Origin of the sequence: Sandarakinorhabdus sp., from assembly GCF_032115815.1 — a bacterium.
Classification (GTDB): domain Bacteria; phylum Pseudomonadota; class Alphaproteobacteria; order Sphingomonadales; family Sphingomonadaceae; genus Sandarakinorhabdus.
This window is the reverse complement of sequence record NZ_JAUMBI010000042.1, coordinates 1-13667: the sequence shown is the minus strand read 5'-3', so window position 1 is coordinate 13667 and position 13667 is coordinate 1. Positions and strand designations below refer to the sequence as shown.

The 13667-nt window shown below is 64.5% G+C and carries 11 protein-coding genes and 1 tRNA gene; 6 read left to right on the top strand and 6 right to left on the bottom strand.

All coding sequences use genetic code 11. From position 1 onward, the window contains the following. Window positions 1–196: 196 nt before the first annotated feature. Window positions 197–433, top strand: coding sequence for a hypothetical protein (locus RT662_RS02265; protein WP_313668810.1), 237 nt, complete (start codon window positions 197–199; stop codon window positions 431–433). A gap of 136 nt (window positions 434–569) precedes the next feature. Here the strand turns inward: RT662_RS02265 and rpoN are convergent, their stop codons facing one another. Both rpoN and lptB read right to left on the bottom strand, forming a co-directional pair. Then, window positions 570–2072, bottom strand: coding sequence for an RNA polymerase factor sigma-54 (rpoN, locus tag RT662_RS02260; RefSeq protein ID WP_313668808.1), 1503 nt, complete (start codon window positions 2070–2072; stop codon window positions 570–572). Between the two features lie 42 nt (window positions 2073–2114). Next, window positions 2115–2900, bottom strand: a complete 786-nt coding sequence (gene lptB / locus RT662_RS02255) for an LPS export ABC transporter ATP-binding protein (protein WP_409530129.1) — start codon at window positions 2898–2900, stop codon at window positions 2115–2117. 160 nt (window positions 2901–3060) lie between these two features. Between lptB and RT662_RS02250 the strand changes: the two genes are divergently transcribed. Next, a complete protein-coding gene (locus RT662_RS02250) occupies window positions 3061–3816 on the top strand; it encodes a sulfite exporter TauE/SafE family protein (protein ID WP_313668806.1) in 756 nt (251 codons plus the stop codon). Here RT662_RS02250 and RT662_RS02245 read toward each other — a convergent pair. Next, on the bottom strand, window positions 3813–6164 hold the full coding sequence (locus RT662_RS02245; RefSeq protein ID WP_313668804.1) for an FtsK/SpoIIIE family DNA translocase: 2352 nt from the start codon (window positions 6162–6164) through the stop codon (window positions 3813–3815). The genes RT662_RS02250 and RT662_RS02245 overlap by 4 nt on opposite strands. Before the next feature lie 174 nt (window positions 6165–6338). Here RT662_RS02245 and RT662_RS02240 point away from each other — a divergent pair, with 174 nt between their 5' ends. The 3 genes from RT662_RS02240 (at window position 6339) to RT662_RS02230 (ending at window position 11431) form a co-directional block, all read left to right on the top strand. Then, window positions 6339–7562 carry a UbiH/UbiF/VisC/COQ6 family ubiquinone biosynthesis hydroxylase gene (locus RT662_RS02240; protein WP_313668802.1) on the top strand — a complete coding sequence of 408 codons (1224 nt, stop codon included), beginning with the start codon at window positions 6339–6341 and terminating at the stop codon, window positions 7560–7562. Window positions 7563–7595: 33 nt separating this feature from the next. Next, entirely contained in the window at window positions 7596–9401 is a 1806-nt protein-coding gene (locus RT662_RS02235; RefSeq protein ID WP_313668801.1) for an NAD(P)/FAD-dependent oxidoreductase, read from the top strand. 248 nt (window positions 9402–9649) lie between these two features. Continuing rightward, window positions 9650–11431, top strand: a complete 1782-nt coding sequence (locus RT662_RS02230) for an NAD(P)/FAD-dependent oxidoreductase (protein ID WP_313668799.1) — start codon at window positions 9650–9652, stop codon at window positions 11429–11431. Here RT662_RS02230 and RT662_RS02225 read toward each other — a convergent pair whose 3' ends face one another. From RT662_RS02225 to trxA, 3 genes are read right to left on the bottom strand one after another with little or no spacing between them, the layout of a single operon-like run. Then, window positions 11432–11623 (bottom strand): Trm112 family protein, encoded by a 192-nt coding sequence (locus RT662_RS02225; protein ID WP_313668797.1) that lies wholly within the window; start codon window positions 11621–11623, stop codon window positions 11432–11434. Continuing rightward, window positions 11620–12291 (bottom strand): LON peptidase substrate-binding domain-containing protein, encoded by a 672-nt coding sequence (locus RT662_RS02220; RefSeq protein WP_313668795.1) that lies wholly within the window; start codon window positions 12289–12291, stop codon window positions 11620–11622. The genes RT662_RS02225 and RT662_RS02220 overlap by 4 nt, the downstream gene beginning before the upstream one ends. Further along, a complete protein-coding gene (trxA, locus tag RT662_RS02215; RefSeq protein ID WP_313668793.1) occupies window positions 12288–13193 on the bottom strand; it encodes a thioredoxin in 906 nt (301 codons plus the stop codon). Before trxA ends, RT662_RS02220 begins: the two co-directional genes overlap by 4 nt. A gap of 150 nt (window positions 13194–13343) precedes the next feature. On the opposite strand from trxA, the gene RT662_RS02210 reads away from it, so the two are divergent. Then, a tRNA-Gly gene (locus RT662_RS02210) sits at window positions 13344–13418 on the top strand. Window positions 13419–13667 lie beyond the last annotated feature (249 nt).

Genomic DNA, 13667 nt, shown 5'->3' with positions numbered 1-13667 from the left:
ACACCGGCCCACGCGCCTCAGCCAAGCCCGGCGGAAAGTCGAAATCCCCATAGATCGCCCACTCGGGCCGCGGGTTCGTTCCTCGGAGACTTTCGTACGCCTCGCGGCGCCCGAAACTCTACACGGTTCCGGACATCACGTTGCCCTAGGAAGTTGCCCAATTGCGGACGTCGGCTGTGGGCAGTATCTGAGACAAATGGAAGTTCGGCTCTCCACTTTTGAAAGTCCGGATGGTAGTCAGCGTGTGGTGTTGTGCCGCCGCTTGGATGGCAACTACACATACAGGCTGCAATTGGCCGATCCTAATGCGCTCGACGAGCCTGATTTTGGCTGGGGGCGGTTAGGTCCAGATTGCGGCGTCTATGACACCGTCGAAACCGCCGAAGCAGAAGCAATGCTGCGCGTGGCTTGGCTGAGGTTACGCTTCAACTGATCGGAATCATGGCAATCGAAGTTAGCGACGCCAAGAACCGACTGTCGCTCAACCACCCCAGAATCGGCCGTAGAGCGCCGGCCAAAAACAAACGGGTGCAGGGTCTGCGACCCTGCCCGCCGGAGGCCCACTGCCACTACGCCGCGCGCAGCGCCCGCGCCCGGCGGCGTTGCACCGATGATCCCAGCCCCAGTGCCTCGCGATATTTGGCCACGGTGCGACGGGCGATGTCGAAACCCTCGCCGATGAGCAGTTCGACGAGCTTGTCGTCCGACAGCACATCCTCGCCCTCCGCCGCGATCAGCCTGGCGATGCGGTCCTTCACGGCCAGGGCCGATGCGGTTTCGCCATCGCCTGAGCCGACGCCGGAGGTGAAGAAATATTTCAGTTCGAACTGGCCGCGATCGCACAGCAGATATTTGTTGCTGGTCACGCGGCTCACGGTCGATTCGTGCATTTCGATCAGCTCAGCGACCTGGCGCAGGGTCAGCGGCTTCAGCTGGCTGACGCCCTGTTCGAAAAAGCCCTGCTGCAGCCGCACGATTTCGGTGGCGACGCGGATGATGGTGCGGGCGCGTTGATCGAGCGCCTTCAGCAGCCAGTTGGCGCTGGCCACGCATTCGTTGAGGAAGCCATGCGTGGCCTTGTCGGCTCCGGCGGCGAGTTCGCTGTGATAATCGCGATCGATGATCAGGCGCGGCAGCGTCGCCTGGTTCAGGCTGATCTGCCAGCCGCCATCCGTGCCCCGCGTCACGAACACATCGGGCACCACCGGTGTGCCGGTTTCGCCGCCATACCGCAGGCCGGGCTTGGGATCATAGGATTTCAGCTCGCGGATCATGTCCACGATATCTTCGCGGTCCAGTTTGCACAGCCGCATCAACCCGGCCATGTCGCCGCGCGCCACCAGATCGAGATTGTTCAGCAGCTTTTCCATTGCCGGATCGCAGCGATCGGCGGCGCGGGCCTGGGCGATCAGGCATTCTGAAAGGCTGCGTGCGGCCACACCGGCCGGATCGAACATCTGCACCTCGCGCAGCACCGCTTCTGCGCGTGCCGGCGACACGTCCAGCCGGTCGGCAATATCTTCCAGCGGTTCGACCAGATAGCCGGCCTCATCCAGCCCATCGATGATGAAACGGGCGATGGCCAGATCGATGCCGTCAAAGCGAGCCGTTGCCTGCGCCTCCAGCACTTCGGTCAGCCCGGCCTCGCCGCCGGCCATGCGCTCGAAATCCGGGCCGTCGTCCTCGCCGCTGGCTTGCGCTGCGTGTTCGCCCCAATCTGCGGGCTGGTCGGATCCGCAATCATGGTGGAAACGCTCACCGGTGTAATCTGCCTCCAGCGGGCCATCACCGCCGCCGATGCCATCACGCAACAACGCTTCCAGCCCGGCGCTGCTGGCATCATCCACTGCGGGCAGGGCATCGGGCGGCGCGTCCACCCCGCTTGGCCCGGCTGGTTCCGGTGGCTCGGCGGCATCGCCGGCGGCGAGCAGCGGGTTGCGCTCCAGCTCCTCGGCGATCCAGCCTTCCAGTTCGACATTGGTCAGCGTCAGCAGCTTGATCGCAAGCTGCAGCTGCGGGGTCATCACCAGCTGCTGCGACTGCCTCAGCTCAAGGCGCGGCCCCAAGCCCATCTCAGCCCCCGCTGTGCCCCCAGCACTGCACTACATGCCAGATCACAGGCTGAAATCCTCACCCAGATAGACGCGGCGCACGGTTTCATCGGCCACCAGCGCTTCTGGCGTGCCTTCGAACAGCACGCGGCCATCATAGATGATGCAGGCGCGGTTCACGATTTCCAGGGTCTCGCGCACGTTGTGATCGGTGATCAGCACGCCGATGTCCCGCGCGCGCAGCTGTACCACCAGGGCCCGGATGTCGGCGATGGAGATGGGATCGATGCCGGCAAACGGCTCATCAAGCAGCATGATCGACGGGTTGGCGGCCAGCGCGCGGGCGATTTCGACCCGGCGCCGCTCCCCGCCCGAAAGCGCCATCGCCGGCGCCGCGCGCAGGCGGGTGATGTTGAATTCGCCCAGCAATTCCTCCAGCCGGGCAGCGCGCGCCCGGGCATCGGGCTCCGCCACTTCCAGCACGGCCATGATGTTCTGTTCCACGGTCATGCCGCGGAAGATGCTGGTTTCCTGCGGAAGATAGCCCAGGCCCAGCACGGCGCGGCGATACATCGGCAGGCCGGTGATATCATGGCCATCCAACAGGATGCGGCCCGAATCCGGCATGGCCAGTCCCATGATCGAATAGAAACAGGTGGTCTTGCCGGCGCCATTGGGGCCCAGCAGGCCCACAACCTCGCCGCGCCGGACGGACAGCGACACGTCGCGCAGCACGACCCGATTGTCATACTTCTTGCCGATGCCATCGACCGACAGGCCACGCAGCACGGGGCCGCCCGGTTCCTCGCGCAGCTGTTCGCGTTGTTCCATCACCTCGGTATCAGCCATAATCGAATCTGCTCCCGCCAATTGGCGCGAAATTTGCATGTAAAGAGTAAACTATCGTGACTGCGTCGCCACGCCAAGGCGGCTCAGTGGCGAAGCCCGTGATTTCTGTTGCCAATCCGGAGCATTTGCGGGAACAGCCCCGGCCATCATGGGCGCGGCGTTGAATTTTTCCGATCCGGCAATGCTGGCCTTGCTGCTTGGCGCAGGCCTGTGGGCGGGCGCCCAGAATGCGCTGGCAGGCGGCGGCAGCTTCATCACCTTGCCAGCCCTGATCGCCGCCGGGCTTGATCCGAAACTGGCCAATATCACCTCCACCATGGCGCTTTTTCCTGGCCAGATCACCACCGGCATTGCCGGGCGCAAGCTGGTGGCGGGTGCAGAGCGGCTGTCGTTCAAGGCACTGGCTGTCATCGCGCTGGCGGGCGGCGTGGCCGGCGCAGTGCTGCTCAATGCGACGCCCACCCGTATCTTTGCCGCCATGGTGCCGTGGCTGGTGCTGCTGGCCACCGTTGTCTTTGCCTGGGGCGCCTTTGGGCCGAAGAAATCGCTCGACAAACCACCACCGCCGGCCTGGGTGACGATCACCACCCAATCGTTGATCGCGCTTTACAGCGGCTTTTTCGGCGGTGGCGCCGGCATCCTGACATTGGCCAGCCTGACCATCGCCGGCCTTGCCGTTCGCAACGCCGGCGGCACCAAGAATGTGCTGGTGTCCCTCTCCAACATGACGGCCGCCCTTGTTTTCGCGCTCACCGGCAATGTCGCGTGGCTGCACGCGCTGGTGGTCGGCATCGGCGCGATGGCCGGCGGCTACGTTGGCGCGCAGGCGCTGGCGGTGGTGCCGGAAAAGGCGCTGAAGATCGCAGTGATCCTCATTGGCCTCGGTCTGACAGTCGGCCTGTTCCTGCGCGCCTAACGCCGCTGGCCATATTCATCGATCAGCACTTCGCGCCGGCCAACATGATCAGGCCGGCTCACGAACCCATCCTGCTCCATGCGTTCAATCAGACGGGCGGCGTTGTTGTAACCGATGCGCAGGTGGCGCTGGATAAAGCTGGTGCTGGCCTTCTGCGCCTTGGCCACCACGTCGATGGCTTTGGCATAAACGTCCGCTTCGTCGTCCCCGCTGCGACCGCCGGTCAGGCCCGCGCTGGCCAGATCGAGTTGGCCATCCAGATCGGCCGGTTCTTCGGTGACGGCTTCGACATAATCCGGCACGCCCTGTGCGCGCCAGAAATCGGCCACGGCTTCCACTTCGCCATCCGAAACGAACGGGCCGTGCACGCGTACCAGCTTGCCGCCGGCCATCCACAGCATGTCGCCTTTGCCCAGCAACTGTTCGGCGCCGGGTTCGCCCAGGATGGTGCGGCTGTCGATCTTGCTGGTCACCTGGAAACTGATTCGCGTCGGCAGATTGGCCTTGATGACGCCGGTGATCACATCCACCGAGGGGCGCTGCGTCGCCATGATCAGGTGGATGCCGGCAGCGCGAGCCTTTTGGGCCAGGCGCTGGATCAGGAATTCCACTTCCTTGCCGGCCGTCATCATCAGATCGGCCAGCTCGTCCACCACCACCACGATCAGCGGCATCGGCTCGAAATCGAGCACTTCCTCCTCGATAATCGGTGCTTCGGTTTCGGGGTCCCACCCGGTCTGCACACGGCGCACGAACGGTTTGCCGGCGGCCTGGGCTTCCTTCACCTTCTGGTTGAAGCTGGCCAGCGAACGGACGTTCAACTCGCTCATCTTGCGATAACGGTCTTCCATCTGCTCCACCGCCCATTTCAGGGCGCGGATGGCCTTGGGCGGATCGACAACGACGGGCGCCAGCAGATGCGGGATCCCGTCATACATCTTCAATTCCAGCATCTTGGGATCGATCATGATCAACCGGCACTGCGCCGGCGTCATGCGATACAAGAGCGAGAGGATCATGGCGTTGAGGCCGACGGACTTGCCCGAACCGGTGGTGCCGGCGATCAGCAGGTGTGGCATCGGGGCGAGATCGGCCACCACCGGAATGCCGGCAATATCCTTGCCCAGCACCAGCGGCAGCGTGACCGACCGGCTGTCGAAATCGGCACTGCCCAGCAGTTCGGAAAGCGACACCGTCTCGCGCACCGGGTTGGGCAGTTCGATGCCGATCACGTTCTTGCCCGGCACCACGGCAACGCGGGCCGATTGCGCGCTCATCGAACGGGCGATGTCGTCGGCCAGGCCGATCACCCGGCTGGCGCGGATGCCCGGTGCCGGTTCCAGCTCATACATGGTGACCACTGGGCCCGGGCGCACTTCGCCGATGCGGCCACGCACCCCGAAATCTTCCAGCACGCCTTCCAGCAACCTTGCATTCTGTTCCAGCGCCGCGGCATCGATCCGTGCGCGCGGCGCCGATGGCGGCGGCGTCAGCAGGTCCAGCCCCGGCAGCACGGCGGCATCGCCCAGATCGAGCGATTTCTGCTTGTCGCGCACGTCACGACCGCTGCGACTGGGCCGCTCCGGCCGTTCCAGCACCACGGTTGGGCCCGGCTCCGGATCGGTGGTGAGTTCTGCTTCGGCCTTGGGCGGCTTGCGGGTTGGCTTGGGCAACACGATGCTGCCCGGCTCCACTTCGGCGTCAGGGTTCCACAGGCGTTGGCCGGCGGCGATGGCATCGCCCACCACCTCGCGGCTGATCGCGCTGCCCCAGGCCAGGCAAGCGAGGCCAAGCGGTGCCAGCAGGATGGCCAGTACCACCCCCACCGACACATCGGCCAATTCCGGAATCGCTTCGGCATTGGCCGAGGCCGCCGCCAGGCCCTGCCCCAGCAAACCGCCCGGCCCGGCCGGAGCGCCCATGGCGGAAAACCCAAAGCCGCCCGCGGCAAACGACAGCAGCAAGACGCCGGCAAGGCTGCCGCCAGCCATGCGCGGCACCGGCACCGGCTCATCGCGGCCGACGCGCCAGCCCGCCAGCAGCAGCGCGGGGCTGAGCAGCAGCACTGGCCAGCCCGCCAGTTGCAGCAGCAGATCGGCGACGTGCGCGCCGGCGTTGCCCATCCAGTTGCCTGCCTCCCGCGCTGTGGCGGTGTTGAACGAGGGATCGGCCGGATCATAGCTCAGCAGCGCCAGCACCAGCGCCACGCCAACCAGCGCGACCGCCACCCCGGCGCCCACGCGCGCCGCTACCCGCAACGCCAACGCCAAGGCGACGCGCAGCCGCAGCAGCCAGGCCGGCCCGCCGGGGCTGCTGCGCTTGGGGGCAGATGCTGCCCGAGTGGCCATGGCCGGTATGCCTTTCAATGCGATGCGTCGCCCTTGGCATGTTCACCATTTGGGCACTGCCTAAAGATGAATCAGGCCATGACTCCGGTCAAGGAAAACCGCTGTTCAGCGTCGCATTGGCCCGGACAACATGTCCCGCTTGGGGGAATCGCACAGGTCGGCTAGGAAGGCAGCATGACGATGGATGCAGACGTGATCATCATCGGTGGCGGCCTGGTTGGCGCCACGCTGGCGTTGGCCCTGGCCCGCCATGAGGTGACGAGCATCGTCGTTGATGCCCAGGATCTGGACAGCACAACGCTGCCGGCCTTCGATGGTCGCGCTACCGCCGTGGCCAGCGCTTCGGCCCGCATGCTGCGCGCGCTGGGGCTGGGCGATATCCTCGATACGCACGGCTGCCCGATTCGCGAGATTCGCGTCACAGATGCCGCGCACCCGCAGTTCCTGCATTTCGATGCCGGCGAAGGTAATGATCCGCTCGGCACGATGGTGGAAAACCGCTGGCTTCGCACCGGCCTGCTGCGCGCGGTGCGCGAATGCCCGGAAGTGACGCTGCTCGCCCCGGTGACGGTCGCGGGTATCCAGCGCGACGATCACGCCGCCACGCTCACCCTCGCCGATGGCCGCGTGTTCAAGGCGCCGTTGGTGGTAGCCTGCGATGGCCGCCGTTCTGCCACGCGCGAAGCCGCCGGCATTCCCATCGCCACCTGGCAATATGATCACGCCGCGCTGATCACCATGGTGGCGCACACGGTGCCGCACGAGAATATTGCCTGCGAGCTGTTCTACCCGTCAGGTCCGCTGGCGCTGCTGCCGATGCGCGACACCGATGACGGCCGCCCGCGCACCGCCATCGTGTGGACGATCGATCGCAAGCACATGGAGGCCGCCAAGAAACTCGGGCCCAAACAGCTCGCCGCTGAAATTGCCGCCCGCATCGATGGCACGATGGGCGATGTGGAGGTGATCGCGCCGCAAGCCGTGTGGCCGCTCGGCTATCACCACGCCGCCCGCTACACCGATACAAGGCTGCTGCTGCTCGGCGATTCCGCCCACGGCATCCACCCGATTGCTGGCCAGGGCCTCAACATGGGCTTCCGCGATGTCGCGGCCGCTGCCGAAGTGCTCACCAACGCCGCCCGGTCCGGCCTTGATCTGGGCAGCCCCGACGTGCTGGCGCAAATCTCGGCGTGGCGCCGCTTTGATAACAGCCTGGTGTGCGCTGTCACCGATGGCCTCAACCGCCTGTTTGCCATCCCCGGCCGCACCCCCAGCCTGGTACGCCGTTTCGGCCTTTCCACCGTTGAACGCCTGCCACCCCTGAAGCGCTTCTTCATGAACCAGGCCCGCGGCGAGACCGGAAAACTGCCAGCTTTGCTGAAGGGTGAACTCGTCTAGCAACGCCTCCGTTCCCAAGCAGCGGAGTCGATCATGGCCACTGCAGCGCCCACCCTCGACAAGCACGCCATTCTGGCCCGCTATCAGGCTGAGCGCGACAAGCGCCTGCGCGCCGACGGCAATGACCAATATGTCGAGGTCGCCGGCCAATATGCCCATTATCTTGTTGATCCCTACATGCCGGTGGTGCCGCGCGCACCGCTGACCGATCATGTCACCTTCGCCATGGTCGGCGGTGGTTTTGCCGGCCTGTGTGTCGGTGCCCGGCTGGTGGAAGCGGGCATCACCGATGTGCGCATCATCGACAAGGCCGGCGATTTTGGCGGCAACTGGTACTGGAACCGCTATCCCGGCGCCCAGTGCGACACGGCCTCGATCATCTATCTGCCGCTTCTCGAAGAAACCCGCCACATGCCGACCGAGAAATATGCGCATGCACCGGAGATCCTCGAACAATCACGCCGCATCGGCCGCACCTTCGGCCTCTATGACAAGGCGCTGTTCCACATCCGCGTTGACGATATCGTTTGGGATGAAACGCGCAGTGTGTGGGTGATCACCACCGACCGCGGCGACAAGTTCACAGCCGATTATGTCGCGACCGGCACGGGGCCGCTGCACGTGCCGAAATTGCCTGGCATCCCCGGCCTCGACAGTTTCAAGGGCCACGGCTTCCACACCAGCCGCTGGGATTATGAGTACACCGGCGGCGACACCAACGGTGCCCCGCTCAGCAAGCTGAAAGACAAGCGCGTGGCCATCATCGGCACTGGCGCGACCGCGGTTCAGGTTGTGCCGCACCTCGCCCGGGCCGGTGGCACCGTCTATGTGGTGCAGCGCACCCCGTCATCGGTGGATGCGCGTGGCAACGCGCCGACCGACCTGGCGTGGTTCAAGTCGATCGCAACGCCGGGCTGGCAGAAGCGCTGGCTCGACAATTTCGCCCGCAATATCGCCATCGGGTTACCGCCGGAAGAAGATCTGGTGCAGGACGGCTGGACCAACATCATGGGCCGCATTCGCGAGCGCGTCTTGACCCTGCCGATGGACCAGATCACCCCAGCCAGCATTTTGGCGGTGTACGAAGACGCCGAAATCGAGAAGATGTCGGAAGTCCGCGCCAGGGCTGAAGCGATCGTCCACGACAAGGAGACCGCCGAGAAACTGAAGGCCTGGTATCGGCAATGGTGCAAGCGGCCCTGCTTCCACGATGCCTATCTGCAGGCCTTCAACGAACCGGGCACCCACCTGATCGATACCGACGGCAAGGGCGTCGAACGCATCGATGAAACCGGCTTATGGGTAAACGGCATCCATTATGAAGTGGATTGCATCATCTATGCTTCGGGCTTCGAGGTGGGCACATCGCACCAGCGGCGGGCCGGTTTCGACATGGCCGGGGTCGGCGGCAAGCGATTGTCACAAGCCTGGGCAGACGGCATGCAGACACTGCACGGCCTGCATGTGCACGGCTTTCCCAACGCCTTCATTGTCCAGATCGCACAGGCCGCCAATTTTGGCGCCAACGTGCCGCACAATTGGACCGATGCCGGCGAAACCATCGCTGCCGTGGTCAGCCATGCCCGCGACACGGGCAGACGCATCGTTGAGCCGACGCCGCAAGCCCAGGCCGAATGGGTGGCGCTGATCAAGACGGGCATGCCCAGCTTTGTTGGTGCCGTCGCCGAATGTACGCCCGGCTATTATAATCTGGAAGGCACCAGCGCCGATATTTCCGGGTTTTTGCCCAGCGGCTATCCGCTCGGGTCCGTGGCCTATTTCGAGTATATCGACAATTGGCGGCGCAGCGGCGACTTTACAGGTCTGGCCTTCAGCTGACCCACGCTCTGTCCTACACGGCCCGACCCTGTCATCATGGCGCTGCCCGGCATGATGACCAGACGGGGTTTGCGCCGGCAAATCGGCCGGAAAAATCCCCAATTCGATACAAAACGTCAAAACTGTCAAAATTCGAGGCCGCGCCGGTGGGGCCGAAACGCTCTTTCTCAATCAAACGAACGGTCCGCCATCGGGTCTAGCGAATATCAGCGTTGCGGGCATCGCGGGCAGGCCACAGTCTGGCCGTCATGATCGATCGTGACGCCCTCCTCGAAAAATACCGGCTTGAGCGGGACAAGCGCCTGCGCCCCGAAGGCAATGCCCAATATGTGCGGGCTGCCACGCATTTTCCGCAGATGCTGGGCGATCCCTACACGCCGCGCAAGGAACGCGCGCCGGTCACCGATCATGTGCGCTTTGCCATGGTGGGCGCCGGTTTTGCCGGGCTGTGCACGGGCGCGCGGCTGGCGCAGGCCGGGATCACCGATTTCCGCCTGATCGATGCCGGCGGTGATGTGGGCGGCACCTGGTATTGGAACCGCTATCCCGGCGCCCAGTGCGACACGGCCTCGATCATCTACATGCCGCTGCTGGAAGAAACCGGTCATATCCCGACCGAGAAATATGCCCACGCACCCGAAATCCAGGGCCAGGCGAAGAAGATCGCGCAGACGTTCAATCTCTATGAAAAGGCGCTGTTCCACACCGATGTGAAGGCCTGCAGCTGGGACGAGGCCAGACAGGTCTGGGTGATCGAGACTGACCGCGGCGACAATTTCACCGCCGATTTCGTCGGCATCGGCACCGGCCCGCTGAACGTGCCGAAACTGCCCGGCATCGCCGGCATCGAGAGTTTCAAGGGTCACCAGTTCCACACCAGCCGCTGGGATTATGCCTACACCGGCGGTTCGGCCGAACGTGCGCCGATGGACAAGCTGGCGGGCAAGCGCGTCGCCATCATCGGCACGGGCGCCACCGCCGTGCAGTGTGTGCCGCATCTGGCGCGTGACGCCGGCCAATTGTTCGTTTTCCAGCGCACGCCGTCATCGGTGGATGTGCGCGCCAACGAGCCGATTGATGCCGAATGGTTCAAGTCCATCGCCACGCCGGGTTGGCAGACGCGCTGGCTGGAAAATTTCGCCGGCAATGTCGGCATGGGTGGCGCCAGCGAAGACTGGGTGAAGGATGGCTGGACCGACCTGTCGCGCCGCATCCGCAGCCGGGTGATGAGCCTGCCGCCGTCCGAATGGAACCCGGTCAACATGATGAAGGCCTGGGAAATGGCCGACCATGAAAAGATGGAGGAAATCCGCACCCGCGCCGTGACCGTAGTGGAAGACCGCAAGACCGGCGAAGCGTTGCAGGCCTGGTATCGCCAATTGTGCAAGCGCCCGTGCTTCCATGATGCCTATCTGCAGGCCTTCAACCGGCCCAGCGTCACCCTGGTCGATACCGATGGCCAGGGTGTCAGCCGCATCGATGAAACCGGCATCTGGGTTGGCGATGCGCATTATGAGGTGGATTGCATCATCCATTCCACCGGCTTTGAAGTTGGCACGCCAACGGAGCAGCGCGCCGGCTTCGATCCGGTGGGCAAGAACGGCCAGAAGCTTTCTGAAGCTTGGGAAGCGGGGATGCGCACGCTGCATGGGTTGAACAGTGCTGGTTTCCCCAATCTGTTCCTCGTCCAGTTCGCCCAGGCCGCCAATTTCGTCGTCAACGTTCCGCACAACTGGATGGAAACCGGCACCAGCATCGCCGCCATCGTGCGCCATATGACTGATCATGGCCTGAAGACGCTGGAACCGGACGCCCAGGCACAGGAAGAGTGGGTGAAGCTGCTGCTCAACAACCCCGGCATGATGACCAACAGCCCGGATTGCACCCCCGGTTATTACAACAATGAAGGCCAGCCGATGGATGATCGGGCGAAATATGCCGTGGGATACCCAGCCGGGCCCAATGCCTTTTTCAGCTACATGAAGGGCTGGCGCAGCGATGGGGCATTCAAGGGGCTGCGCTTCGGCTGATCACCCCGTCGCCGGCAGGAACTCGCGCGCGGCTTCGGCCAGCAGGATCGGCACGCCATCGCGAATCGGATAGGCGATGCCGGCGGTATCGTTGACCAGTTCCTGGGCGGACCGGTCATAACGCAGCGGCTGCTTCGTCTGCGGGCAGACCAGAAGGGCCAGCAGGCGCGGATCAAGCGCGGAACCGCTCATTGCAGGCGGCCACTGGCACCGTTGCCCCCGATGCCATTGGGCCCGGCGGCAAAGCTCATAAGCGTGGCCAGCGTCTGCGCCCGGTCGGCCAGGGTGGGCGCCTCCAGCAGCGCCTGCTTTTCCGGCGGATCGAACGGCAAGGCGCCGGCCAGCGCCGTTACCAGCCCTTCATCGTCGGCCGATTGCACCGCCTCCCAATCGGCGGCGAGCCCGCGCGCATCGAGATAGGGGCGCAGCGCGTCTTCCAGACTGGCTCTGCTGGTGGCATCGAGCGATTCTTCCTCCGCCCGGTCATCGGCGAAGCCATGATAATCGGTCATCACCTGGCGATAGAGCGTGCCGCGTTCCAGCTCAGCGCTGACCCGGAAGCGGCTGATGCCGACCAGCGTGATGAGGATGCGGCCGTTGTCGGTTTCGCGATATTCGGTGATGCGGCCGAGGCAGCCGACCTTGTAGAGCGGCGGCGGATCGCCCGCGCTTTTCGGCTGGATCATGCCGATCATGCGGTGGGCAGCGCCAGTGGCGGCCATGGCATCGCGCACCATCGCCAGGTAACGCGGTTCAAAGATGTTGAGCGGCAGTACCCCGCGCGGCAGCAGCACGGCGCCGGTGAGCGGAAACACCGGCACGGCCGCCGGCAGCGGTTCAAGGGCTTCGCTCTCGCTCATGCAAACCAGACGGCGCGCAAGGCGGCGCGGGTCTTGATGCTCCACGGATCGGCAAGGCCGGCCGCTTCGAACATGGTCAGCAATTTCTCGCGCGCGGCGCTTTCGTTCCACGTGCGATCGGCCTTGATGATGGCCAGAAGGTGCTCAGCCGCCGCATCGCGGTCGCCGCGCCCTGCCAAGGCGCCCGCCAGCTCGAATCGTGCGGCGTGGTCATCGGGGGCCTTGTTCACCTGTGCGATCAGATCGGCGAGCTCGTGGTCGGCCGGCGCTTCGGCGGCCAGGGCCAGCGCGGCGCGGGCGCGGATTACCAGCTCGTCCTTGCTGTCGGCCGGCAGCTGCGCCAGCACGGCGGCGGCCTCTTCCCTGCGGCCCGCGGCCAGCATGGCCAGCGCCAGCCGCGCGGCAAGGTCGTGGCGTTCGGGAATTTCATTGGCAACCGCGCCAAGCATGGCGATGGCATCATCATGGGCACCAGCAGCGGTGGCTTCGTCGGCAGCCGCGATCAGTTGGCCGATCTGTTCCTCCAGCGCCGCCTCGTCTTCGCTGGCGGGCACGCCGGCAAGCAGCCGATCGATGAACTGCGCCAGCTGCGTTTCCGGCAGCGCACCCTGGAACCCATCGACCGGGCGGCCATCCAGAAAGGCATAGACGGTGGGGATGGACTGGATGCGGAACTGGGCGGCCAGCGCCTGGTTCTTGTCGACATCGATCTTCACCAGCTGCACCTTGGGTGCGCGGGCGGCGACCAGTTTTTCCAGCGCCGGCCCCAGCGTCTTGCACGGGCCGCACCATTCCGCCCAGAAATCGACGAGCACCAGCGCTGTCTTCGACGCATCGATGACGTCGCGGCGGAAGGCTTCGATACTGGCCTTTTCGGCGGCCGGGTTGGGAATGCTGGCCAAGGGGGATGCTCCGGACTTTGTGGCTTTTGACCATATGGGGTGTGGAGGGCCGGTTTGCCAAGACGGCGCATGGGCGCACGCGGTTGGAAAAAAGGGGCTTGCAAGTCCAAAGCCGCCGGTGCTAGACGCGCCCTCCTCAATGACCGGCGAGCGGGTGTAGCTCAGGGGTAGAGCGCAACCTTGCCAAGGTTGAAGTCGAGAGTTCGAATCTCTTCACCCGCTCCAGTCGTTGTAAGGTTTTCAGGGGGTTAGCCACCCCCTGTTTCCCAAAACCGAAATTCTGACTATCTTCGGATCGTATTCGGACTCGTCGAGGGGTGGTCGGATTTTGGGCAAATCGGGTTCCAATGATTCGTCGTCGGCAGCAATCGCTGCAGAACGCACCGGTTCCACCGCAAAAGGTGCAGTGACCGATAGCAAGACGTTCCGTGACGGTCTGATCTACCTCTACAAACGAGCTGATTTTAAGAAGCC